Origin of the sequence: Plastoroseomonas hellenica (assembly GCF_018129085.1) — a bacterium.
Lineage (GTDB): Bacteria > Pseudomonadota > Alphaproteobacteria > Acetobacterales > Acetobacteraceae > Plastoroseomonas > Plastoroseomonas hellenica.
On record NZ_JAAGBB010000018.1, the window covers coordinates 1 to 23,546 of the forward strand.

At 70.7% G+C, this 23,546-nt stretch carries 21 protein-coding genes and 2 pseudogenes; 13 read left to right on the plus strand and 10 right to left on the minus strand.

The annotated features are described in order from the left end of the window. From GXW71_RS15750 to folP, 3 genes and pseudogenes are all read left to right on the plus strand, one after another. Positions 1 to 434 (plus strand): annotated as a pseudogene (locus GXW71_RS15750) (hypothetical protein); the annotation flags it as partial. 63 nt (positions 435 to 497) lie between these two features. Then, positions 498 to 2,423 carry an ATP-dependent zinc metalloprotease FtsH gene (ftsH, locus tag GXW71_RS15755; protein WP_211853491.1) on the plus strand — a complete coding sequence of 642 codons (1,926 nt, stop codon included), beginning with the start codon at positions 498 to 500 and terminating at the stop codon, positions 2,421 to 2,423. A 332-nt stretch (positions 2,424 to 2,755) separates the two neighbouring features. Beyond that, positions 2,756 to 3,826: a dihydropteroate synthase gene (folP, locus tag GXW71_RS15760; RefSeq protein ID WP_246526616.1), complete on the plus strand. Its 1,071-nt coding sequence runs from the start codon at positions 2,756 to 2,758 to the stop codon at positions 3,824 to 3,826. 3 nt (positions 3,827 to 3,829) lie between these two features. Here the strand turns inward: folP and GXW71_RS15765 are convergent, their stop codons facing one another. After that, on the minus strand, positions 3,830 to 4,714 hold the full coding sequence (locus GXW71_RS15765; protein ID WP_211853492.1) for an MBL fold metallo-hydrolase: 885 nt from the start codon (positions 4,712 to 4,714) through the stop codon (positions 3,830 to 3,832). Positions 4,715 to 4,874: 160 nt separating this feature from the next. Here GXW71_RS15765 and glmM point away from each other — a divergent pair, with 160 nt between their 5' ends. From glmM to GXW71_RS15810, 9 genes and pseudogenes are all read left to right on the plus strand, one after another. Continuing rightward, positions 4,875 to 6,233 carry a phosphoglucosamine mutase gene (glmM, locus tag GXW71_RS15770; RefSeq protein WP_211853493.1) on the plus strand — a complete coding sequence of 453 codons (1,359 nt, stop codon included), beginning with the start codon at positions 4,875 to 4,877 and terminating at the stop codon, positions 6,231 to 6,233. Then, the gene (thiD, locus tag GXW71_RS15775) at positions 6,233 to 7,030 is read left to right on the plus strand and encodes a bifunctional hydroxymethylpyrimidine kinase/phosphomethylpyrimidine kinase (protein WP_211853494.1); all 798 of its coding nucleotides are present in this window, start codon (positions 6,233 to 6,235) and stop codon (positions 7,028 to 7,030) included. Before glmM ends, thiD begins: the two co-directional genes overlap by 1 nt. A gap of 71 nt (positions 7,031 to 7,101) precedes the next feature. Further along, positions 7,102 to 8,259: a phosphoserine transaminase gene (locus GXW71_RS15780; RefSeq protein ID WP_211853495.1), complete on the plus strand. Its 1,158-nt coding sequence runs from the start codon at positions 7,102 to 7,104 to the stop codon at positions 8,257 to 8,259. Positions 8,260 to 8,262: 3 nt separating this feature from the next. Then, complete coding sequence (gene serA / locus GXW71_RS15785; protein ID WP_211853496.1) at positions 8,263 to 9,849, plus strand: phosphoglycerate dehydrogenase; 1,587 nt, start codon at positions 8,263 to 8,265, stop codon at positions 9,847 to 9,849. A 210-nt stretch (positions 9,850 to 10,059) separates the two neighbouring features. Next, on the plus strand, positions 10,060 to 11,280 hold the full coding sequence (locus GXW71_RS15790; RefSeq protein WP_211853497.1) for an ATP phosphoribosyltransferase regulatory subunit: 1,221 nt from the start codon (positions 10,060 to 10,062) through the stop codon (positions 11,278 to 11,280). A gap of 4 nt (positions 11,281 to 11,284) precedes the next feature. Next, complete coding sequence (locus GXW71_RS15795) at positions 11,285 to 12,574, plus strand: adenylosuccinate synthase (protein ID WP_211853498.1); 1,290 nt, start codon at positions 11,285 to 11,287, stop codon at positions 12,572 to 12,574. A 671-nt stretch (positions 12,575 to 13,245) separates the two neighbouring features. Next, positions 13,246 to 14,034, plus strand: a pseudogene (locus GXW71_RS35595) (alpha/beta hydrolase domain-containing protein); the annotation flags it as partial. 139 nt (positions 14,035 to 14,173) lie between these two features. Then, a complete protein-coding gene (locus GXW71_RS35190; RefSeq protein ID WP_408901995.1) occupies positions 14,174 to 14,668 on the plus strand; it encodes an alpha/beta hydrolase domain-containing protein in 495 nt (164 codons plus the stop codon). A gap of 74 nt (positions 14,669 to 14,742) precedes the next feature. Continuing rightward, positions 14,743 to 15,003 (plus strand): putative periplasmic lipoprotein, encoded by a 261-nt coding sequence (locus GXW71_RS15810; protein ID WP_211853501.1) that lies wholly within the window; start codon positions 14,743 to 14,745, stop codon positions 15,001 to 15,003. Positions 15,004 to 15,012: 9 nt separating this feature from the next. Here GXW71_RS15810 and hpxZ read toward each other — a convergent pair whose 3' ends face one another. From hpxZ to GXW71_RS15855, 9 genes are all read right to left on the minus strand, one after another. Continuing rightward, positions 15,013 to 15,390, minus strand: coding sequence for an oxalurate catabolism protein HpxZ (gene hpxZ, locus GXW71_RS15815; protein WP_211853502.1), 378 nt, complete (start codon positions 15,388 to 15,390; stop codon positions 15,013 to 15,015). Next, positions 15,387 to 16,796 carry an AtzE family amidohydrolase gene (locus tag GXW71_RS15820; RefSeq protein ID WP_211853503.1) on the minus strand — a complete coding sequence of 470 codons (1,410 nt, stop codon included), beginning with the start codon at positions 16,794 to 16,796 and terminating at the stop codon, positions 15,387 to 15,389. Before GXW71_RS15820 ends, hpxZ begins: the two co-directional genes overlap by 4 nt. Further along, a complete protein-coding gene (locus GXW71_RS15825; protein WP_211853504.1) occupies positions 16,793 to 16,993 on the minus strand; it encodes a DUF4089 domain-containing protein in 201 nt (66 codons plus the stop codon). Before GXW71_RS15825 ends, GXW71_RS15820 begins: the two co-directional genes overlap by 4 nt. A gap of 65 nt (positions 16,994 to 17,058) precedes the next feature. Beyond that, positions 17,059 to 18,675, minus strand: a complete 1,617-nt coding sequence (locus GXW71_RS15830; protein ID WP_211853505.1) for a peptide chain release factor 3 — start codon at positions 18,673 to 18,675, stop codon at positions 17,059 to 17,061. 44 nt (positions 18,676 to 18,719) lie between these two features. After that, positions 18,720 to 19,235 carry a VOC family protein gene (locus GXW71_RS15835; protein ID WP_211853506.1) on the minus strand — a complete coding sequence of 172 codons (516 nt, stop codon included), beginning with the start codon at positions 19,233 to 19,235 and terminating at the stop codon, positions 18,720 to 18,722. Between the two features lie 159 nt (positions 19,236 to 19,394). After that, entirely contained in the window at positions 19,395 to 20,120 is a 726-nt protein-coding gene (locus tag GXW71_RS15840; protein ID WP_211853507.1) for an HAD family hydrolase, read from the minus strand. After that, complete coding sequence (locus GXW71_RS15845; RefSeq protein WP_211853508.1) at positions 20,117 to 20,809, minus strand: GntR family transcriptional regulator; 693 nt, start codon at positions 20,807 to 20,809, stop codon at positions 20,117 to 20,119. Before GXW71_RS15845 ends, GXW71_RS15840 begins: the two co-directional genes overlap by 4 nt. 285 nt (positions 20,810 to 21,094) lie before the next feature. Continuing rightward, positions 21,095 to 21,979 (minus strand): RNA polymerase sigma factor RpoH, encoded by an 885-nt coding sequence (gene rpoH / locus GXW71_RS15850; RefSeq protein ID WP_246526617.1) that lies wholly within the window; start codon positions 21,977 to 21,979, stop codon positions 21,095 to 21,097. A 286-nt stretch (positions 21,980 to 22,265) separates the two neighbouring features. Next, on the minus strand, positions 22,266 to 23,273 hold the full coding sequence (locus GXW71_RS15855; RefSeq protein WP_211853509.1) for an RluA family pseudouridine synthase: 1,008 nt from the start codon (positions 23,271 to 23,273) through the stop codon (positions 22,266 to 22,268). Here GXW71_RS15855 and GXW71_RS15860 point away from each other — a divergent pair. Then, positions 23,260 to 23,535, plus strand: coding sequence for a DUF6476 family protein (locus tag GXW71_RS15860; RefSeq protein ID WP_367615851.1), 276 nt, complete (start codon positions 23,260 to 23,262; stop codon positions 23,533 to 23,535). The genes GXW71_RS15855 and GXW71_RS15860 overlap by 14 nt on opposite strands. Positions 23,536 to 23,546 lie beyond the last annotated feature (11 nt).

Below are 23,546 nucleotides of genomic sequence, written 5' to 3' on the forward strand. Positions count from 1 at the left end.
CGCTGCTGGCCCGCGGCCGTGGCACGCTCGCCGGATGCTGGCTGCGCCCCGGCGCGCGCGGCGCCCTGCTGCTGTTGCGTGAGCCCGGTGCGGTGGCGCCGCCCCTGGCCGCGACCCGGGGTGCGCATTGGGACGGCCGTTTCCGGCTGATCGGTCCCGGCGCCGCCGGCGGTTACATGCTGGGTGCCCTCGGCGCCGAGGCGCCGCCGGGCGCGCAGCGCCTGCCGGCTGCGCTGCGCCGCGGGTTGCCGGCGATCCGGGATGCGGAAGGAGCGCTGGCGGCGGTGCCCGGGCTGGACTATCCTTCGCGCTCCGCCTGCGCTCCCTTCACGCTCGCCTTCACCCCGGCCGGGGGTGTGGCGCTCGGTTGGGCGGGAGGCGAGGGGGAAGCGACGGGACACCCATTCAAGCCTGGGCGATCCGTCCCCATCTAGACTGGACTAGGCCCCGCCGGGCCTCGGGACGCGCCGCAGGGCGAGAGGAATGGGACTGACCACGTGAACAATTTTGGCCGGAACCTGGCACTTTGGGTGATCGTGGCGCTGCTGCTGGTGGCGCTCTTCAACCTGTTCCAGCCCTCCGGGAGCAACCGGGCCAGCGCCCAGCAGGTCGCCTATTCCGATTTCGTCAACGAAGTGAATGCCGGCCATGTGCGCGATGTGACCATCCAGGGCCGCACCGTGACCGGCCAGCTCGCCGACGGCCGCAGCTTCCAGACCTATACGCCTGAGGATCCGCAACTCGTCTCGCGCCTGACCGAGAAGGGCGTGCGCGTGGTGGCGCGGCCGGAGGAGAGCGAGGTCAACCCGCTCTTCCACTACCTGATGTCCTGGTTCCCGATGCTGCTGCTGATCGGCGTCTGGATCTTCTTCATGCGCCAGATGCAGGGCGGCGGCGGCCGCGCCATGGGCTTCGGCAAGTCCCGCGCCCGACTGCTGACCGAGAAGCAGGGCCGCGTCACCTTCGAGGACGTGGCCGGCATCGACGAGGCGAAGAGCGAGCTCGAGGAGATCGTCGAGTTCCTGCGCGATCCGCAGAAGTTCCAGCGCCTCGGCGGCAAGATCCCGAAGGGCGTGCTGCTGGTGGGCCCGCCCGGCACCGGCAAGACGCTGTTGGCGCGCGCCATCGCCGGCGAGGCGAACGTGCCCTTCTTCACCATCTCGGGCTCCGACTTCGTCGAGATGTTCGTGGGCGTCGGCGCCAGCCGCGTACGCGACATGTTCGAACAGGGCAAGAAGAACGCCCCCTGCATCATCTTCATCGATGAGATCGATGCGGTCGGCCGGCATCGCGGCGCCGGCCTCGGCGGCGGCAATGACGAGCGCGAGCAGACGCTGAACCAGATGCTCGTCGAGATGGACGGCTTCGAGAGCAATGAGGGCGTGATCCTCATCGCCGCGACCAACCGCCCGGACGTGCTCGACCCGGCGCTGCTGCGCCCCGGCCGCTTCGACCGCCAGGTGGTGGTGCCGAACCCCGACGTGATGGGGCGCGAGAAGATCCTGCGCGTGCATATGCGCAAGGTGCCGCTGGCCGCCGATGTCGACCCGAAGGTCATCGCGCGCGGCACGCCGGGCTTCTCCGGCGCCGACCTCGCGAACCTGGTCAACGAGGCGGCGCTCTACGCCGCGCGCACCGGCCGCCGCACCGTCGGCATGTTCGAGCTCGAGCAGGCCAAGGACAAGGTGATGATGGGCGCCGAGCGGCGCAGCCTCGTGATGAGCGAGGAAGAGAAGCGCATGACCGCCTATCACGAGTCCGGGCATGCGATCTGTTCTCTGCACGAGCCTTCGAGTGATCCGATCCACAAGGCAACGATCATCCCGCGCGGCCGCGCGCTCGGCCTGGTGATGTCCTTGCCGGAGGGCGACCGCCTCTCGCATTCGCGCGCCTGGGCACGGGGCAAGCTGGTGCTCGCGATGGGCGGGCGCGTCGCGGAGGAAGTAATCTTCGGCGCCGACAATGTCTCCAACGGCGCCCAGGGCGATATCCAGCAGGCGACCAGCCTGGCGCGCGCCATGGTCACCGAATGGGGCATGAGTGACCGGCTCGGCATGGTGCGCTACGGCGACAACAGCCAGGAGGTCTTCCTCGGTCACAGCGTGACCCAGACGAAGAACCTCTCGGAAGAGACGGCGCGGCTGATCGACAGTGAGATCCGCGGCCTGATCGACGGTGCCTATGCCCGCGCCAAGCAGATCCTGACCGAGAACGTCGAGCAGCTCCATCTGCTGGCCAAGGCGCTGCTGGAGCATGAGACGCTGTCGGGTGACGAGATCAAGCAGGTGATCCGCGGCGAGCCGGTGGTGCGCGTGCGCCCCGACGAGCCAGTGAACCAGGGCCGCGGCAGCGTGCCGACCAGCGGCCGCCCGGCGCCGCCACCACGGCCGGGGCTGAACCCGGGCCCGGCCGCGGCGACCTGATCAAACGCCCGCCTGAAAAGGCGGGCGTTTTTCTTTGTCCTCAAACGCCGGCGCCGGCATCCGCCGGCTTGGCTTTCGCTCTGTCAGGTGTGCATTGGCGGCGGCTGGCGGTCGCGCGCGGGGCCGCATTCGCGGCCCCGGAGCATCGGCTTTGCCTCGCTCCGCCGAACCGGATGGCGGCCTGCGGCCGCGGGTGCTTGGTGGGCAGCTTCTCTCCTTGGTGTGGTGACCAGGCAATGTGACGGCCCTTGCGACGGGGCGCGGGTTGGGGTTTCTCCTGCGGGGCGGGTGCCGGATGGTGCCCGCCCCTTCTGCATTTCGGGGACCCCGCCTTGTCCGCATCCATCGAGCGCTGGATTGAACCACTGGGCCTGCTGCATGGGCCGGCCGCCTTCCACGCCATCAAGCTCGGCATGGCGCTGCCGCTCGCCGGCGGGTCCAGCGCCTTCACCATGGTCCGCCTGATCGAGGAAGGGGAGAATCTCGGCATCGGGCCGCTGTCCGAAGTGCCGGAGGATTGGCAGGACGCGCTCTCGACGCTCGCGCTGCGGCCGGTGCCCTTCGCGGGGCTGCCGATCGACCGGCCGCTGGTGATGGGCATCGTCAACGTGACACCCGACAGTTTCTCCGACGGCGGCCGACATGCCGAGCATGCGGCGGCGATCGAGGCCGGGCACGCGATGCTGGAAGCGGGCGCCGACATCCTTGACATCGGCGGTGAATCGACGCGCCCCGGCGCCGATCCGGTGAGCGTGGAGGAGGAGCTGCGCCGCGTCCTGCCGGTGGTGCGGGAACTCGCGAAGGCGGCGCCGGTCTCGATCGACACCCGCCATGCCCGGGTGATGGAGGCGACGCTGGAGGCGGGTGCGGAGATGATCAACGACATCTCCGCCCTCCGCCACGACCCGGAGGCGATCCGGGTGCTGGCGCGCGCGGAGGCTTCGGTCATCCTCGTGCACATGCAGGGCGACGATCCCCGCCGCATGCAGGAGATGGCGCAGTATGAGGATGTGACGCTGGAGGTGGCGCGCTTCCTTCGTCATCGCGTCGAAACGCTGGAAGCGCTCGGCATCCCGCGCGGGCGCATCGCGATCGATCCGGGCCTCGGCTTCGGCAAGACCCTGGACCATAACCTGGCACTGACCGAACGCCTGCCGATCCTGGCCGGCATCGGCTGCCGCATCCTCTACGGCGCATCCCGCAAGCGGTTCATCGGAACGCTCTCCGGCGTGGAGACGGCGGGGGAGCGCACCGCCGGTAGCATCGCCGCGGCGCTCGCCGCCGCGACGCGGGGGGCGGCGATCCTCCGCGTGCATGACGTGGCGGAGACGGTGCAGGCCCTGGCGGTGTGGCGCGCCTGCGAAGCCGGCGAGGCGCCGCCGGTGCCGGCGCCGGAGACCTGAGGCTCAGATCTCGAAGCGCCAGGCGTCGGGATGCAGGCGATAGCCGCCGCCTTCGCGTGCCAGATGCGCCGTGCCGGGAAAATGCAGGTGCATGCCGGCGATGTGCTGGCCGTCGGTGGCCACCATGTCGAAGACGCGCCGCCGCGTCGCCTCGGCCTGTGCGGGGTCGACGTCATACTGCATCGTCACCTCGGGGCGCGGCACCTGCACTTCCGGCACATGCACGATGTCGCCCCAGATCAGCAGGCTCTCGCTGCCGGAGGTGACCAGGAACCCGCTATGGCCGGGGGTGTGCCCGGGGAAATGCAAGGCGGTGACGCCCGGGAAGACCTCGCCGCCGCGGAACAGCTTCAGCCGGTCGCGATAGGGTGCGGCCTGGCTGCGGGCCATGGCGAAGTAGGGGACACCCCGGTTGCTCGCGGTGACCGCGGCCTCGGCGCCGGTGTCTTCGCACCAATAGGCGTATTCGGCCTCGTGCATCGCGAGCTCGGCGGCGGGGAAGAATGCGCTGCCCTTGGCGTCGGCCAGGCCGTTGGAATGATCGGGATGCATATGCGTCAGCAGCACCGTGTCGATCGCCTCCGGCGCGACCTCGGCCGCGGCCAGGTTCTGCTGCAGCTTGCCGGCCGAGGCCTGCATATGCGCCCCGGCGCCAGTGTCGATCAGCGCCGTCCGGCCGCCCGATCGGATCAGGAAGCAGTTCAGCGAGGTATGCCGGGGCGCCGGGCGGAAGGCGGCGCGCAGCATGGCGGAAGAATCCGCCTCCGTGATGTTCTGCAACACCGTCATGGAGCCCCGGAGGAAGCCGTCGCTGACGGCGGTGACCAGGATGTCCCCGAGCTTGTAGTGGTGCAGGCCGGGCACCTGGCAATCCGGGAGCGTGGTCATCTGGAATATCCCTGTCCGCAGGCGCGCAGAAGATCACGGCCAGGCCGCCTGGCAAAGGCCCTGGGGGTGGCCCTCCGATGGACGCCAAGCCCCCGCAGGTTGTAGGGAAGCGGCGGGGGACGCCGGTTCCGCGTCCGCACAGGGGGAAGATCGAGCCCGCATGTCCAGCACCCGCCGCCTCTTCGGCACCGACGGCATTCGCGGCACCGCGAACAGGGCGCCCATGGATGCGGCGACGGCGCTCCGCCTCGGCCAGGCGGCGGGGCGCTTCTTCAACCGCGGCAGCCATCGCCACCGGGTGGTGATCGGCAAGGACACGCGGCTGTCAGGCTATATGCTGGAACCGGCACTGACCGCGGGCTTCATCGGTGCGGGCATGGATGTGGTGCTGGTCGGCCCTTTGCCGACGCCCGCCATCGCGCTGCTGACGCGGAGCCTGCGCGCCGATCTCGGCGTGATGATCAGCGCCTCCCACAACCCCTATGAGGACAATGGCATCAAGCTGTTCGGCCCCGACGGGCTGAAGCTGTCCGACGCGCAGGAAAGCGCGATCGAGGCGCTGATGGACGGCGATCTCACGACCGTCCTCGCCGCACCTGCGCGGCTCGGCCGGGCCTCCCGGCTCGAGGATGCACCCGGCCGCTACATCGAGGCGGCGAAGGCGAGCTTCCCGAAGCGCCTCAGCCTCGAAGGCCTGCGCATCGTCGTCGATTGCGCGCATGGCGCCGCCTACAAGGTGGCGCCGACGGTGCTGTGGGAGCTGGGCGCGGAGGTGGTGCCGCTGGGTGTCGCGCCGGATGGGACCAACATCAACAAGGGCTGCGGCAGCACCGCGCCGGCGCAGCTTGCGGAGACGGTGCGGGAGCGGCGCGCCGATCTCGGCATCGCGCTCGATGGCGATGCCGACCGGCTGGTGCTGGTCGATGAGCTGGGCCACCTCGTCGATGGCGACCAGATCCTGGCGCTGATCGCGCGGAGCTGGGTGGCGCAGGACCGGCTCGCCGGCGGCGCGGTGGTGGCGACGGTGATGTCCAACATGGGCCTCGCGCGCTTCCTGAAGGCGCAGGGCACCGCGCTGCTGCGCACCGCGGTCGGCGACCGCTACGTCGCGGAGCGCATGCGGGAAACCGGGTGCAACCTCGGCGGCGAGCAGTCGGGCCATGTGTTGATGACCGATTTCGCGACCACCGGCGATGGCCTGATCGCGGCGTTGCAGGTGCTGGCCGTGCTGGTGGAGGAGGGGCGCCCGGCGAGCGAGGTCTGCCGCTGCTTCGACCCGCTGCCGCAGCGCCTGGTGAATGTGCGCTATGTCGGGACCAGCCCGCTCGACGATGCCTCGGTGCAGGCGGCGATCGCGGCGGAGGAGGCAGCACTCGGCGAGCAAGGCCGCGTGCTGATCCGCCCCAGCGGCACCGAACCGGTGATCCGCGTGATGGCGGAGGCGGAGGATGAGGCGGTGGTGTCGGGTACCGTGGAACGGCTCGCGGATGCCATTCGGGCGCGCGCCAAGGCAGCATGATGCAAGGCAAGGTTCTGATCTGCGCAGGATCGGACTCCGGCGGCGGCGCCGGGATCCAGGCGGACATCAAGACCGTCACGGCGCTCGGCGGCTACGCCATGACCGCGATCACCGCGCTGACCGCCCAGAACACCCTCGGCGTGCAGGGCGTGATGCCGGTGCCGGCGGATTTCATCCGCCAGCAGATGCGCCTGGTGCTGGACGATATCGGCGCCGATGCGATCAAGACCGGCATGCTGCAGGACAGCCCGACCATCGAGGCGGTGCTGGCGGAGCTGCCGCGTGACGTGCCGCTGATCGCCGACCCTGTCATGGTCGCCAAGGGCGGCCACCCGCTGCTGCACCCCGAGGCGATCGAGACCTTGAAGGCGCGGCTGATCCCGGCCGCCGCCCTGGTCACGCCGAACCTGCCGGAAGCCGAGCTGCTTGCTGGCCACGCCATCGCCGGCGAGGCGGATATGGAGCGTGCCGGCCGCAGCATCCTCGCCCTCGGCACCGGGGCGGTGCTGATGAAGGGCGGGCATATGGAAGGCGCTGTTCTCGTGGACCTGCTGGTCACCGCCGCCGGCACCGCGCGCTTCGAAGCGCCGCGCATCGACACGCGGCACACCCACGGCACCGGCTGCACGCTCGCCAGCGCGATCGCCACCGGCCTCGCCCAGGGCATGCCGCTGCACGACGCGGTGGCCCGCGCCCGGCGCTATGTGCGGGCGGCGATCCAGGCGGCGCCGGGCTACGGCCATGGCCACGGGCCGCTCGACCACAGCATCACGGTCGACCCTTCCCGTATTCCCTGAGAGGCGGTAGGGTGGGGACGGGCCACGCTCCCCCACCGGAGCGCATCTGCTTCTGGAAGGGAGCTACGCCAATGGCGACAAAGCCGGACCTGCGTCCGAAGAATCCCCAATTCTCTTCTGGTCCCTGCGCCAAGCGTCCCGGCTGGACCTTGGCCGCGCTCGAAGGCGCGCTGCTCGGGCGCAGCCATCGCGCCTCGGGCCCCAAGGCGCGCCTCGCCGAAGTGATCGAGCGGTCGAAGGCGGTGCTGAAGCTGCCCGCCGACTGGAAGCTCGGCATCGTCCCGGCCTCGGATACCGGCGCGGTCGAGATGCTGCTCTGGTCGGCGCTCGGCCCGCGCGGCGTCGACGTGCTGGTGTGGGAGAGCTTCTCCAAGGAATGGGCGACCGATGTCGCCAAGCAGCTCAAGCTCACGGATCTGCGGCTGCTGGAAGCGCCCTACGGCGCGCTGCCGGACCTCGGCGCCGTCGACTGGGAACGCGACGTGGTCTTCGTGTGGAACGGCACCACCAGCGGCGTGCGCGTCCCCTACAAGGAATGGATTCCGACCGACCGTAAGGGGCTCGCGATCTGCGACGCGACCTCGGCCGCCTTCGCGATGGACCTGCCCTGGGACCGGCTCGATGTCGTGACCTGGTCCTGGCAGAAGGTGCTGGGCGGCGAAGCCGCGCATGGCATGCTGGCGCTGTCGCCGCGTGCGGTGGAGCGGCTGGAGACGCACAAGCCGGCCTGGCCGCTCCCGAAAATCTTCCGCCTGACCAAGGGCGGCAAGCTGATCGAGGGCATCTTCAAGGGCGAGACGATCAACACCCCCTCGATGCTCTGCGTCGAGGATGCGATCGACGGGCTGCGCTGGGCGGAGGGCGTCGGCGGGCTGGAAGGGCTGATCGCGCGTTCCGAGCGCAACCTGGCGGCGATCGCCGGCTGGGTCGCACAGAGCGACTGGTGCGATTTCCTGGCCGATGACCCCGCCACCCGCTCCTGCACCTCGATCTGCCTGAAGATCAAGGCGCCCTGGTTCGCGGCACTGGATGCGGAGGCGCAGGCGGCGGCGGCCAAGAAGCTCGCTTCGCTGCTCGAGAAGGAGGGGGTGGCACTCGATGCCGGCGCCTATCGCGACGCGCCGCCGGGGCTCCGCATCTGGGGTGGTGCGACGGTCGAGACCGCCGACATCGAAGCCTTGCTGCCCTGGCTCGACTGGGCCTTCGCCCAGGTGGCGGAGGGGCGCTGAGCCATGGCGAAGATCCTGATCTCCGACAAGCTCTCGCCCGCTGCCGTCGCGATCTTTGAGCGCCGCGGCCTCGAGGTGGATTTCAAGCCCGGCCTTGCACCGGCGGAGCTGCGCGCCATCATCGGCAACTATGACGGCCTCGCCGTCCGCAGCGCGACCAAGGTGACGCGCGAAGTGCTCGATGCCGCGCCGAAGCTGCGCGTCGTCGGGCGCGCCGGCATCGGTGTCGACAATGTCGACGTGACGAGCGCCACGGCGCGCGGCGTCGTGGTGATGAACACGCCCTACGGCAATGCCATCACCACCGCCGAACACGCGATCGCGATGATGTTCGCACTCGCCCGCCAGCTTCCGGATGCCAGCACCAGCACCAAGGCCGGCAAGTGGGAGAAGAACCGCTTCATGGGCGTCGAGCTGTTCGGCAAGACGCTTGGCCTGATCGGCTGCGGCAATATCGGCAGCATCGTCGCCGACCGCGCGGTCGGCCTGAAGATGAAGGTCGTCGCCTTCGACCCCTTCCTGTCGGAGAAGCGGGCGGTCGAGCTCGGCGTCGAGAAGGTGGAGCTGGAGGAGCTGTTTTCCCGCGCCGACTTCCTGACCCTGCATACGCCACTCACCGAGCAGACGAAGAACATCCTCTCCCGTGAGAATATCGCCAAGCTGCGCCGCGGTGTGCGCATCATCAACTGCGCCCGCGGCGGTCTTGTCGACGAGGCGGCGCTCTACGACGCGCTGAAATCCGGCCATGTCGCCGGCGCGGCGCTCGACGTCTTCGAGACCGAGCCCGCGACCGACAGCCCGCTCTTCGCGCTGGAGAACGTGATCTGCACCCCGCATCTCGGCGCCGCGACCGCCGAGGCGCAGGAGAATGTGGCACTGCAGGTCGCCGACCAGATGGCGGATTTCCTGCTGAGCGGCGCCGTCTCGAACGCCATCAACATGCCGAGCGTGACGGCCGAGGAAGCGCCGCGCCTGAAGCCCTATATGGAGCTGGCGCGGCTGCTCGGCGGCATGGCCGGGCAACTCACCGCTGCCGGGGGCGATGCGATCCGCGCCATCCGCGTCGAGTATGAAGGGCATGCGGCGGAGCTGAACCACAAGCCGCTGACCGCCGCGGCTCTGGCCGGCGTGCTGACACCGCTGATGGGCGCGGTGAACATGGTCAACGCGCCGGTCGTCGCCAGGGAACGCGGCATCGATGTCGCGGAGACCACGCATGAGCGGAGCGGCGAGTACCAGACATTGCTGCGGGTCACGGTGCGGACCGACCGGCAGGAACGGGCGCTGGAAGGCACGCTGATCGCCAATGACAAGCCGCGGCTGGTCGCGATCAAGGGCATCTCCGTGGAGGCGGATTTCGCCCCGCACATGCTCTACGTCACCAACCACGACAAGCCCGGCTTCATCGGGCGGTTCGGCATGGTGCTGGCCGATGCGGGCGTGAACATCGCGACCTTCCATCTCGGCCGCGCGGCCGCCGGGGGCGACGCGATCTGCCTGGTCTCCCTCGACGCGCCGCTGCCGGATGCGGTGCTGGCGGAGGTGCGGGCGCTGCCTTTGGTGGTGCAGGCGCAGAAACTGGCGTTCTGATCGGCGGGGGCTGGTGGCTGGGGAGAATGAATTCTCCCCGTCGACGTATACATCGACCCCACTTGGGCTGGGCAGCACGGCCGCCATGTCCAGTCCGACAGTGCAATTGATAAAAGTAGAAGAAGGGGGTCCGGGGGAATTCATTCCCCCGGTCCACGCGAGGCACAGGGGTTGCGGCCTGCTCCCCAGCCTGCCACACCTCCGACGAAAATGACCGACGACATCCCGAACCCCGCGCTGCTGCCCGCAGGCCTGGTCGACGCGCTCCCTCCCGAGGCGGAGCGCGAGGCGGCGCTGGTCGAGGCGCTGATGGCGACCTTTGCCGGCCATGGCTATGAGCGGGTGAAGCCGCCGCTGCTGGAGTTCGAGGACAGCCTGCTGGCCGGCTCCGGCGCCGCCGTCGCCGAGCAGACCTTCCGTCTGATGGACCCGGTCAGCCAGCGCATGATGGGGCTGCGGGCCGACACCACGCCGCAGGTTGCCCGGATCGCCGCGACCCGGCTGGGGGCGGAGCCGCGGCCGCTCCGTCTCTCCTATGCCGGCCAGGTGCTGCGGGTGCGCGGCACCCAGCTCTCGCCCGCGCGCCAGCTTCCGCAGGTCGGCATCGAGCTGATCGGCGCGGAGAGCGCGGCGGCGGATGCCGAGGTCGCGGTGGTAGCGGTGGAAGCCCTGGCCGCGGTCGGGGTCGCCGATGGCAGCCTCGACATCACCCTGCCGACCATGGCGCCAGCGCTGCTCGACCATGCCGGCGTCTCCCCGGAGCTGCGCCGGCGCCTGGCACGAGCACTGGATCGCAAGGACGCCGCCGCGGTCGCCGAGGCCGCCGCCGAAGGCGGCGCGGCGCTCGCCGGCCTCTCGCCCCTGCTGCACGCGGCGGGCCCGGCCGATGGCGCCCTGGCGGCGCTGGAGGCGGCGCATCTGCCGCCGGCCGCCCGCGCCATTGCCGACAATGCCGCCGCCGTCATCGCCGCGATCCGTGCGCTGGCACCGGGGCTGCGCATCACGCTCGACCCGGTCGAGTTCCGCGGCTTCCAGTATCACACCGGCGTCGCCTTCACCCTCTATGGCCCGGGCAACAGCGGCGAGATGGGGCGCGGCGGCCGCTACGAGGCGCAGCGCGGGGAGGCGGCGACCGGCATGTCCCTCTATCCGGACGCCATGCTGCGCGCCGCGCCGCAGCCCGCGCCGATGCCGCGCGTCTTCATTCCGGCCGGCAGCGATCCCGAACTGGCGCGCGCCCTGCGCGCGCAGGGCTTCGCGACCGTCGCGGCGCTCGGTCCGGGCGATACGCCCGGCCGGCTCCGCTGCACCCATGTTCTCGAGGGCGGCCGTGCCGCTCCTCTCGAGGGCGGCCGTGCCGCTCCTCTCGAGGGCGGCCGTGCCGCTCCTCTCGAGGGCGGCCGCGCCGCCCCGCTTCCGAAGAAGGTTTGACGCCATGGCCAATGTCGCCGTGATCGGCGCCCAGTGGGGCGACGAAGGCAAAGGGAAGGTGGTGGACTGGCTCGCCAGCCGCGCCGATGTCGTCGTGCGCTTCCAGGGCGGCCACAATGCCGGCCATACGCTGGTGGTGGGCAATGAGACCTACAAGCTCTCGCTGCTCCCCTCCGGCGTGGTGCGCGGCAAGCTCGGCATCATCGGCAATGGCGTGGTGCTGGACCCGGAGGCGCTGCTGGCCGAGATCGCCAGGGTCGGCGCCCAGGGGCTCAAGGTGACGCCGGAGAACCTTCGCATCGCGGAGAACGTGCCGCTGATCCTGCCGCTGCACCCCGCACTCGACAAGGCGCGCGAGGCGGCGCGCGGCGAGGACAAGATCGGCACCACCGGCCGCGGCATCGGCCCGGCCTATGAGGACAAGGTCGGCCGCCGCGCCATCCGCCTCTGTGACCTCGCGGAGCCGGAGACGCTCTCGGCCAAGCTCGATGAGCTGCTGCTGCACCACAACGCGCTGTTCCGCGGCCTCGGTGCGCCCGAGTTCGAGAAGCAGGCGCTGCTCGATCAGCTCCTGGCGCTGGCGCCGAAGCTGCTTCCCTTCGCCGAGCCGGTTTGGGAACGCCTGGACGCGACGCGGCATGAGGGCAAGCGCGTGCTGTTCGAAGGCGCGCAGGCGGTGATGCTCGATGTCGATCACGGCACCTACCCCTATGTCACCAGCAGCAACACCGTCGCCGGCAATGCCGCGGCCGGTGCCGGCTGTGGGCCGGACATGGTCGGCTACGTGCTCGGCATCGCGAAGGCCTATACGACGCGGGTCGGCAGCGGGCCCTTCCCGACCGAGCTGCATGACGACATCGGCAAGCGGCTCGGCGAGCGCGGCCGCGAATTCGGTACCGTCACCGGCCGCCCGCGCCGCTGCGGCTGGTTCGACACCGCGATGGTGCGCCAGGCGGTGAAGCTCGGCGGCGTGCAGGGTCTCGTGGTGACCAAGCTCGATGTGCTGGACGGGCTCGAGGAGCTGAAGCTCGGCGTTGGGTATGAGATCGACGGCAAGGTGGTGAAGCGCCTGCCGGCGGGCTTCGGCGCCCAGGCGCGCGCCAAGCCGGTCTTCGAGACCATGCCGGGCTGGAGCGGCTCCACCTATGGCGCCCGCTCCTATGCCGATCTGCCGGCCGAGGCGGTGAAGTACATCCGCCGCATCGAGGAGCTGGTGGAGGCACCGGTGGTGCTGCTCAGCACCAGTCCGGAGCGTGACGACACCATCGTCATGAAGGACCCCTTCGCGGGTTGATAGGCCCTCAAACGCCGGGCGCCGCGCATCCGCGCGGCTTGGCTTCGCCGGACTACCGGCAGGCCGCATTCGCGGCCTCGGACCGGCCTGTGACCGGTCCGCTTCTGTTATCTACGTGCTAGCCTCCGCGTGGCGGGCGAAGACCCGCGCGCGGAGGATCATCCATGCGTCTCGCCTTCCGGCCGCTGCTGGCGGCCATGCTGCTCTGCGCGGCGGCCGCGCAGGCGCGCATCACGAGCATTGAAGTCCTGGAGACCCGGCCCTTCGCCGAGGGGCGGGATTTCGGCGCCGGGCCTTACCAGATCATCCGCGCCCTGGCGCGCGGCGAGCTCGATCCCGCCGATCCGCGCAACGCCGTCATCGCCGATATCGCGATCGCGCCGCGCAATGCGCGCGGGCGCGTCGAATACGCGACCGAGGTCGAGATCCTGCGCCCCGTCGATCCCGCGCGGGCGAGCGGGCGGCTGGTGCATGAGGTCACCAATCGCGGCCGCAAGCTGATGCTGGCCTATCTGCAGGATGCGACGGTGTCGCAGGCGCGGATGAACGGCCTCGACGGCGCCGAGGCGGTGGGCAATGCGCTGGCGCTGCGCCTCGGCCATACCCTCGTCTGGAATGGCTGGGATCCCGACGTACCGCGGGCGGACGGCAATCTCTCCATCACCCTGCCGATGATCGAGGGCGTCACCGCTGACATCCGCGACGAATTCGTCTTCGGCGTGCGGCTGCCTGCGAACCGCGCGGAGGCGCCGCTCTCCTACCCGGTCGCCGACCGCGATCCGGCCCGCGCCACGCTGACGCTGCGCCGGGCCCGCGACGACGCGCCGCGTCCGGTCGGTTTCGAATATGCGGGCGAGCAGGCCATCCGGCTCGCCGGCGGCGCGCGGTTCGAGCCGCTGTCGATCTACGAGTTCCGCTATCCGGCGCGTGGCGCGCGGCCGCTCGGCATGGGCTATGCCGCGACGCGGGACCTGATCGCGCATCTGCGCCACGGCGGCGCCGGCAGCCCGGTCGCCGACATCTCGGTGCGGGCGGTGCTGGCGGTCGGCATCTCGCAATCCGGGCGCTACCTGCGGCACCATCTGGGGCTCGGGATGAATGCCGATGAGGATGGGCGCCGCGTCTTCGACGGCATGCTGGTGCATATCGCCGGCGCAGGGCGCGTCTTCATCAATGAGCGCTTCGCGCAGCCGAACCGCACCGCCACCTGGCACGAGGATTTCGCCTTTCCGGAGAACTGGTTCCCGATCGCGCTCGCGGCGACGCGCGACCCGGTCTCCGGCGCCGAGGGCGCGCTGCTGCGCGGCGACGCCACCGATCCCCTGGTCATCGAGGTGAATACCGCGACCGAGTATTGGCAGAAGGGTGCTTCCCTGACCCATACCGATCCCGGCGGTATCCGCGATCTGCCGGAGCTTCCGGGCGTGCGGCATTTCCTGGTCGCCGGCACCAAGCATGCCGGCCGCGCCGGGCTGACGACCGCGCGCGGCACCTGCGTGAACCTCAACAACCCGCATTCCGCCGGGCCGCTGCTGCGGGCGCTGCTGGTGGCGCTCGTACGATTGGGCAACGCGCGGGATCACGCCGCCGGCCAGTCGGGTGCCGCGCATCGGGGACGGCACCCTGGTCGAGGCGGGTGCGGCGCTGGAGGCTTTCCCGGTGATCCCCGGCGCCGCGCGGCCGCGCTTCGCGACGCCGGTCGCGCCCGTCACCGACTGGGTCGCCGGCACCCGCGGCGAGGCGCGCGCCTGGTGGGTGCTGGTGCCGGCGCTCGATGCCGACGGCAATGACCGCGGCGGCGTTGCGCTGCCCGATCTCGCGGTGCCGCTTGGCACCCAGACCGGCTGGAACATCCATGCCGGCGAGGGCCTCGCCGGGGAGCTCTGCGACCGGGAGGGCAGCGTCTTCCCCTTCGCCGCGACCCGCGCGGCGCGCGCTGCCTCGGGCGACCCGCGCCCGTCGCTGGAGGAACGCTATGGCGGGGAGCGGCGGCCGGAGGCGGCGGTGCGCGCGGCGGTGGAGGCGCTGGTCCGCGACCGCCTGCTGCTGCCCGCGGACGGCGAGGCTTTCATCACCGCCGCCGTGCGGCGCTGAGCAGGAGGCCGATGCTGCTAACGATCTCGAAACGGGTTCTGAGACCCTGTCGCCCCAAGGATGCGAGGCGACCGATGCGGCGGCGCATTGCCCTCTGTCTATTGTCCATGCTGGCCGGTTGCGCCGGCGATCCTCCGGCGCTGCGCCAGTCCGGCGTCGCCGATGAAAGCTTCTACGCAGCGCGGATCACGCCTCGCTCGGGTCCCCGCGGATGCCGCTGGCCGGCGCTCGACGATCCGGCGCTGGGGGCGCGCATTCTCGACGCCAGCCTCTCCGATGCCGGGGGCGAGCCGCGGCAGGCGGTCGTCTTCCGCTGCCGCGCCCGCGCCCGGTAAGGATAGGTCTCAGCCTATCAACGAGACATGCGCGGCGACCACGCGCCAGCCGATGCCGGGCAGGCGCACCCAGCTCTGGCTCTGGCGTCCGGTCCTGTCGCTGCCCTCGCGCTGGAAGGTGGTGTTGGCGGTCGCGAAATCGGTGCCGTAGGTGGTGATGACGGTGCGGCCGAGCCGCCGCGCCAGTCCCTGTGCCGGGCGGCCGGCGCGAAAAGCCTGGATCTCCGCATAGCCGTGCAGGATCTCGGTGGCGCCGTAGCGCAGCGTCAGCGGGCTGTCCCAGAACAGCTCGTCCAGCACCGCGACGTCATTGGCGACCAGCGCCTGCTCGTAGCGTTCGAACTGGGCCGTGACCTCGGCGAGGGTGGCGGGGTCGTTGACGATCACGCGGGGTCTCCAGGCAAGGGGGGCGCGGCGCAGACGCCGGCGGCTTCAAGGGCGCGCGCCACGCGGAAGCAGAGATCTTCCCGCCAAGGTGCCGCGATGATCTGGATGCCGATCGGCAACCCGCCCGGCGTGCCGGCGCGGGCCGGCTCGGCGATCGGAGCGGCGACGACCGGCAGGCCGATGCAGGAGATGGGCTGGGTGAAGACGCCGAGATTGGGGCGGATCGGCACCGCCTGCCCGTCGATCTCGATCATCGCCTGGCCGATCGGGGTGGCGCTGAAGGGTGTGGCCGGGGCGAGGATCACATCCACGGTGTCGAAGAGGCGTGCGACACTCGCCCGGTAGGCGGCGCGCACCCGTTGCGCCTGCTGCACCCAATGCGCCGGCAGCAGCGCGCCGGCCAGGAAGCGGTCGCGCGTGCCGGGATCGAAATCCGCGGCCCGGCTGCGGAGGTTCGGCATATGAAGGTTGGCGCCATCCGCCATGGTGATCAGGAAGGCGGCGGCGCGGCCGCTGATAGCGTCGGGGATGGTGACGCGCCGCGTGACGCCGAGCGCCGCGGCGGCCAGCGCCACGGCCGCGAAGGCTTCCGAATGGCCGCCGCGGGAGAAGTGGTCGTCGGCGACGGCGATGCGCAGCCCGGTGATTCCGGCGTCGAGCGTGGGCAGCACCGGCGCCTCGCCGCGCCAATGCTGGGCGGGGTCGGCCGGATCCTCGCCCTGCAGCAGGTCGTAGCCGAGCGCCAGGTCCGCAAGTGTCCGCGCGAAGGGGCCGAGATGGTCGAAGGCTGAGACGAACATCGTGCTGCCGCCGCGCGACAGCCGCCCATAGGTCGGCTTCACCCCCCAGATGCCGCAGAGCGAGGAGGGCACGCGGATCGAGCCATTGGTGTCCGAGCCCAGCGTGATCGGCACCAGCCCGCCGGCGACGGCAGCGGCGGAGCCGCCGGAGGAGCCGCCGGCGATCCGCGTCAGGTCGTGTGGGTTATGCGCCGGCCCGTCATGGGCGTTCTCGGTCGTGAAGCCATAGGCGTATTCGTCCATGTTCAGCGCGCCGAGCATCACCGCGCCGGCGGCGGTGAGGCGCCGGACCAGGAAGGCGTCTTCGGCGGCAGGCGGGTTCTCGCGGTCGATCTTCGACCCCGCGGTGGTGACGACGCCCTTGAGGTCGAAGAGGTTCTTCACCGCCACCGGCACACCCGCGAGCGGGCCGGGGTCGCGTCCGGCCGCGATCGCTGCATCCACGGCCGCGGCCTCGGCGCGGGCGCGGTCGGCAGTGACGGTGGTGAAGGCGTTCAGCGCCGGGTTTCGTGCCGTGATCCGGGCCAGTGCCGCTTCGGTCACCGCGGCCGCGCTGGTCTCTCCGGTGCTGACAGCCTTGGCGATCGAAAGGGCGTCGGCGATCACGCCCGCCGCCCGGCGATGAAGACCGGGGCGGCTTCCCGCTCGCGTGGGATGGCCATGCCTTCGATGGTGGCCGCCATGCGGGCGGCGAGGCGGAGATTCTGCACCACGCCGGGCAGATGGGCCGCATCGATGGGCAGGTGCACCAGGCGCGCCATCTCCCGCGCATAGGCCTCGGCGTCGAAATCGGACTCGGTCATCGCATTGCTCCCCTCGTTGCGAGGGAGCGTAGCAACGCCTGTGCCAAGGAAAAGAGGCGTATCGGTTACCGCTTCATCTGCTCCAGCCCGTGCTGTTCGCGCACGGCGTGGAATTGCAGCATCGGCCATTCCTCCTCGGCGCGCTTGCGGCGCCAGTCGGAACCGAAGAGGGCGACGACCTCCCCGTCATGGTCCTCCGCCGTGTCCCGGCGGTTGGCATCGAGGTAGCGCTCGATGGCGGTGCGGTCCTCGCCGGCGATCCAGCGCATCATCTGCCATTGGGTGGCGTCGAAGCCGGCCGGCACGCCGTATTCGACCTTGAGGCGGGATTGCAGCACATCGAGCTGAAGCTGGCCGACCACGCCGACCACGGGGGGCGAGCCGTCGAAGGGCCGGAAGAGCTGCACCACCCCTTCCTCCGCGAGCTGCGACAGCGCGGTCTTCAGCTTCTTCGCCAGCATCGGGTCTTCCAGGCGTACGCTGCGCAGGATCTCCGGCGCGAAGGAGGGGACGCCCCGGAAGTTGATGGCCTCGCCCTCGGTCAGCGTGTCGCCGATGCGGAGCGTCCCATGGTTGGCGACGCCGACGACATCGCCCGGCCAGGCTTCCTCAGCGACCTGCCGTTCCTTGGCGAAGAAGAAAAGCGGCGCGTTCACCGGCACCTGCTTGCCGGTGCGCACCTGCTTCAGCCGCATGCCCTTGATGAGCTTCCCCGAGCAGAGCCGCACGAAGGCGACGCGGTCGCGATGGTTCGGGTCCATGTTCGCCTGGACCTTGAAGACGAAACCGGTCAGCGCGGGCTCGCCGGGCTCCACCGTGCGGGCATCGGCCGGACGGGCGCGCGGCGGCGGCGCATAGCGCGCGAGGCCATCGAGCAGGTGGCCGACGCCGAAATCGCGCAGCGCCGAGCCGAAGAAAACCGGGGTCAGCGTGCCTTGGCGGAAAGCCGCGAGGTCGAATTCCGCGAAGCCGGCCAGCGCCAGCTCCGCCTCCTCGGCCAGCGCCGCGGCGCGCGCCTCGCCGACCAGCGCCGGCAGCCGGGCGTCGTTCGGCCCATCGAGCGGCACGGCATCGGCGTCGGTCGCGTCGACCGGCAGGAAGCGCTTCTCGCGCAGATCGTAGGTGCCGGCGAATTCGGAGGCGCGGCCGACCGGCCAGGCGATCGGCGCGACATCGAGCGCCAGCGTCTTCTCGATCTCGTCCATCAGCTCGAAGGGATCGCGCGCTTCGCGGTCCATCTTGTTGATGAAGGTGACAATCGGGATGTCACGCAGGCGGCAGACCTCGAACAGCTTGCGGGTCTGGCTCTCGATGCCCTTGGCGGCGTCGAGCACCATCACTGCCGCGTCGACCGCGGTCAGCGTGCGGTAGGTGTCCTCGGAGAAATCCTCGTGGCCGGGGGTGTCGAGCAGGTTGAACACGACATTGTCGCGTTCGAAGGTCATGACGCTGGTCGCGACGCTGATGCCGCGGTCCTGCTCGATCTTCATCCAGTCGGACCGGGTGCGCCGGGCATTGCCCTTGGCGCGCACCGCGCCGGCGAGCTGGATGGCGCCGCCGCGCAGCAGAAGCTTTTCGGTCAGCGTGGTCTTGCCCGCGTCCGGGTGGGCGATGATCGCGAAGCTGCGCCGGCGCGCCGCCTCACGGGCGACGTCGCTGGCCTCGGGGGGGAGGGCGTCCATGGCGGGTGTCTAGGCCGCAAGGGCCGGCGGCGCCAGGGGGAGGGTCATGCCTCGGCCAGCAGCGCCTGCAGGTCGAGGCGCCTGGTGCCCATGGTCAGCCGGCCGGTGGCGTCCCGCGGCCAGTCCGTGGGGTCGCGGTCGCGGTACAGCTCGACGCCGTTGCCATCGGGGTCGCGCAGATAGAGCGCCTCCGAGACGCCGTGGTCCGAGGCGCCTTCCAGCGCGATGCCATGGGCGATCAGGCGCTTGAGCGCCCGCGCCAGGGAGGGGCGGTCCGGGTAGAGCAGCGCCACGTGATAGAGGCCGGTGGTGCCGCGCGGCGGCGGGTCGCCGCCGGCGCTCTCCCAGGTGTTGAGGGCGATGTGGTGATGATAGCCGCCGGCCGAGAGGAAGACCGCCTGGTCGCCATAGCGCTGCTGCTCCTCCAGCCCGATGGCGTCACGCCAGAAGCGCAGGCCGCGCTCGATGTCGGCGACCTTGAGATGGACGTGGCCGATGCGGAGCCCGGCGGGGGCGGGGGGCTCTGCGGTGACGGCGGCGGGCAGCGGGGCATCGGGCATGGGAAAGGACCTTCGCGGCGGGAGAGCCTTGCTCCCACCCATCTGGGCCTTCCGCCGCCGCAGCGCCAATCGCGTTCGCGCATGATGCCGATCGGGCGGACGGATGACCCGGCGCGGGGGCATCAGCCAGCCTCCGCCGCCGCCATTTCCAACGGTCTCTCAGACCCCGAGCGCATCCGCGAGCGCGGCGAGGCTCGGCACGCGGGAGATGGGCGTGGCCGCATTGGCGATGGTGGCGCCGGTGCCGCGCTTGCCATGCCGGCGGTTCACCCAGACGGTCGGGATGCCGAGCCGCGCGGCGGGATCCACATCGTGGTGCCGGCTCTGCGCCACATGCAGGATCTCCGGCTTGGCGAAGCCCCGCGCGGCCAGCTCGGCGACCGCGGTCTCGAAATGCGGCAGGCCCGGCTTGTAGGACCCGACGCGCTCCGCGGTGACGGTCAGCAGGAAGGGCACCTCCAGCATGCGCAGGCTGTGGGCGAGCGAGGTGTCGTCGACATTCGAAAGGATCACCAGCGCGAAGCGGGTGGACAGGCGGCGCAACGCCGCGACGGTGTCGGGGAAGGGCGGCCAGTCGCCGCAGGAGGCCGCGAAACCGGCGCACTGGCCGGCATCGTCGGGCAGGCCGAAGGTCGCCTGGATGTCGCCCCAGGTGCGGGACAGCACCTCCGGATAGGGCAGGGCGGGGCGGGGCTGCTGGTGCCGGGCCTGGTGCAGCGCGAAGGCGGACAGCACCAGGTCGTCCGGGATATCGGCGCGGCCGGCGGCCGCGAGCCAGGGGCGGACACGCGCCAGGATGCCGCTCTCCCAGTCGATCAGCGTGCCGTAGCAGTCGAAGGTGAGCACCCGCTTGCCGGTGGCATCGATCGCGGTGTCGAAACTCATGTTGGTTCCCGGGTCTGCAGCCAGGCGGCGACGCGGCTCCGCGCCTCCTCGATCTGGCTGCTGTTGAGCTCCGCTGCGGCCCCGACCTGGCCGGATCGCACGAGGTGGAGCAGATCGCGGTGCGACGCCACCCAGCCGACCGAAAGCCCGGCCGCGGTCCAGGCGGGCAGGAGGTAGCGGGAGACGGCGATGTGCAGGTGCTCGATCTGGGCGAGGATGCGCGGGCGCTCGGCGCGGTGCAGCAGCGCGCGATGGAAACGCCAGTGCAGCTCTGCCTGCAGGATCGGTTCGGCGGCAGCTTCGGCCTGGTCGAGCAGCGCCGCGGCATCTTCGAAGTCGGCGGCGGAGAGGCGGGGGCCGGAGAGGCGGAGCGCATGGCCTTCGAGCAGGCCGCGCAGCTCGGCGATCTCGATCAGGTCGGCGGGGTCGGACGGCGCGACGATGACGCCGCGGTGGCGGCTGACGGTCAGCAGCCCCTCGCCGGCCAGGATCTGCAGCGCTTCGCGAACCGGGGCGCGGCTGACGCCGAAGCGGCGCGCGAGGTGATCCTGCTTGAGCTGGCGGCCGGCCGGCAGCAGGCCGGTCAGGATGCCGTCCCGGAGCGCCTCCGCCACCGCATCGGGCATCGAGCGGCTGCCGGCCAGGTGCCGCGCGGCCAAGGCATCGAGGGCGGCTTCGGGGGCGCTCATGGAAGCAGCCTAGCTAGATTGTCGATTTTCGACAATCGCACATTTGAGCCTCAAGCGCCGGCGCCAACAGCGACTGTCGGTCGCGCGCGGGGCCGCATCCTCCTTCGCGCTGCGCGCTTCGGAGGGCTTGTTCGCGGCCCCGGGGCATTTGTCCTCCGAAGCCTTGGCGAAGGAGGATCGCTTCGCTCGCCCCGTAGAAACGGGTGACGCCCTTCGGGCGGGCGGCCAATAGAAAAGGGCGCGGAGCTCTCGCCCCGCGCCCTCCAAAAACTCCGGCCGGCCGGATCAGGCCAGTTCGAGGCGCTTCTCGACGATCTGCTGCTTCATGCTCTTCTGCAGCTTCTCGAAGGCGCGGACCTCGATCTGGCGCACCCGCTCGCGGCTGATGTTGTACTGCTGCGAGAGTTCCTCGAGCGTCGTCGGCTCTTCCTTGAGGCGACGCTCGATCAGGATGTGGCGCTCACGCTCGTTCAGCGTCTTCAGCGCCTGGCCGAGCAGCTCGCGGCGGTTCGACATGTCCTGCCGCTCCGCTAGCTCGTCCTCCTGGCTCTCGCTGTCGTCGACCAGCCAATCCTGCCACTCGCCCTCGCTGTCGGCGCGCACCGGCGCGTTCAGCGACTGATCGGAGGAAGCGAGGCGCCGGTTCATCGACACCACGTCCTGCTCGGGCACCTGCAGGGTATCGGCGATCTTCGTCACATGCTCGGGCTTCAGGTCGCCCTCTTCCAGGGCGGCCATCTGGCCCTTCAGGCGCCGCAGGTTGAAGAACAGCTTCTTCTGCGCAGCGGTCGTGCCCATCTTCACGAGCGACCAGCTATGCAGGATGTATTCCTGGATGGCGGCGCGGATCCACCACATGGCGTAGGTCGCCAGGCGGAAGCCGCGCTCCGGGTCGAAACGCCGGACCGCCTGCATCATGCCGACATTGCCTTCGCTGATCAGCTCACCCACCGGCAGGCCGTAGCCGCGGTAGCCCATGGCGATCTTGGCGACGAGGCGGAGGTGGGAGGTGACGAGCTTGTGGGCAGCGTCGCTGTCGCCCTTGTCCTTCCAGCGCTTGGCAAGATCCAGCTCCTCCTCGGGGGAGAGCATGGGGAACTTGCGGATATCCTGCAGATAACGCGAAAGATTGCCCTCGGGGGCCATCGCGGACATTGAAATGGAAGCCATGATGCTCATCTGCCTCCTGAACCGACTGGGCGTCCCCGTGATGGCGGGGCCTGATCGGCGGAATGGTTGACCGGAGGATGCTCCGGCAGCCTGATCACAGGTTCGGCGTATCTCCCTCGGAGGTTACGCCCTGCCCGTCCGAACGCGCCCCGAACCCAGCCGTTGCACCCGATCCTCGTCGGGAGTGTGTCCACGGCATCGAAGCGGCGCCCGGGGCTGCCTCGGCAAAGGGGTTATAGCGCGGTGGCTGGATTCGGGCAAGGAAAACCCGACTGCAACAGTCGGGTTACCGCCCGTTACCATCCAGCAACCCGACCAGCGCCTGCATGTCCGGGGGCAATGGTGTCTCGAAGCGCAGGCTTTCCCCCGTGATGGGGTGGCGGAAGCCGAGGCTGGCGGCGTGCAGCGCCTGGCGGGGAAAGGCCAGAAGCGCCTGGCGCGCGGGCTCCGGCAGGGTGCGGGCGGCGGCGGGGATGCGGCGCAGATAGACGGGGTCGCCGACCAGGGGATGGCCGATATGGGCCAGGTGCACGCGGATCTGGTGGGTGCGCCCGGTCATCAGCTTGCAGCGGATGAGGGCGCAGGCGGTGCCGTAACCGCGTGTGACCGCGTAGCGGGTGAGGGCGGATTTGCCGCGCGTGAGGGCATCGCGCCCGGTCAGGACAGCCATGCGCTTGCGGTCGACCGGGTGGCGGCCGACCGCGGCATCGATCTCACCCTCCAGCGGCTGCGGCAGGCCCCAGCAGAGCGCCACATAGCTGCGGTCGAGGTCGCGGGTCGCGAAGGCTTCCGAAAGGGCGTGGTGGGCGCGCTCGGTCTTCGCGACGACCATGACGCCGGAGGTGTCCTTGTCGAGCCGGTGGACGATGCCCGGCCGCTTCTCGCCGCCGATGCCGGGCAGGTCGTCGCCGGCATGGGCAAGCAACGCATTGACCAGCGTGCCGTCGAGATTGCCGGGGGCCGGATGGACGACGAGGCCGGCCGGCTTGTCGACGACGATGAGGTCCGCATCCTCGTGCAGGATGGTCAGCGGAATGTCCTGGGCGATCGGCGTCGCGGGTTCCGGCGGCGGGACATTGAGCACGTAGACCGCCCCGGGTCGGATCGATTCCGACGGGTCGGTCAGCGGCGCGCCGTCGCGCGTGGCGTGCCCGGCCTCCATCAGCGCCTTGACGCGGGAACGCGAGAGCGAGCCTATCGCCGCGGCGAGGAACCGGTCGGCACGGTTGCCGGCATCGGCGGGACTCGCATGGATTTCGAACAGGCTGGGGGTGTCGTCGGTGCGTGGGCTCAAGATTCTGGTCGCGGTGATGGGGGTGCTGATCGTCGCCGGCACCGTGGGGCTTGCGGTGGCGCTCGTCCAGAAGCTCGGCGGCGGCAATGCCGCGCCCGGCGGCGCGCTGGCGCTGCGCCAGCCGGAGGGCACGGCGATCCAGGGCGTCAGCGCGGGCGACGGCGTGGTCGCGGTCTGGGTGCGCCGCCCGGACGGGGAGCGCGTGCTGCTGGTGGATCCGCGGCGGGGGACTGTGACCCGGGAGATCCGGCTGGGCGAGTGAGGCGATATTCT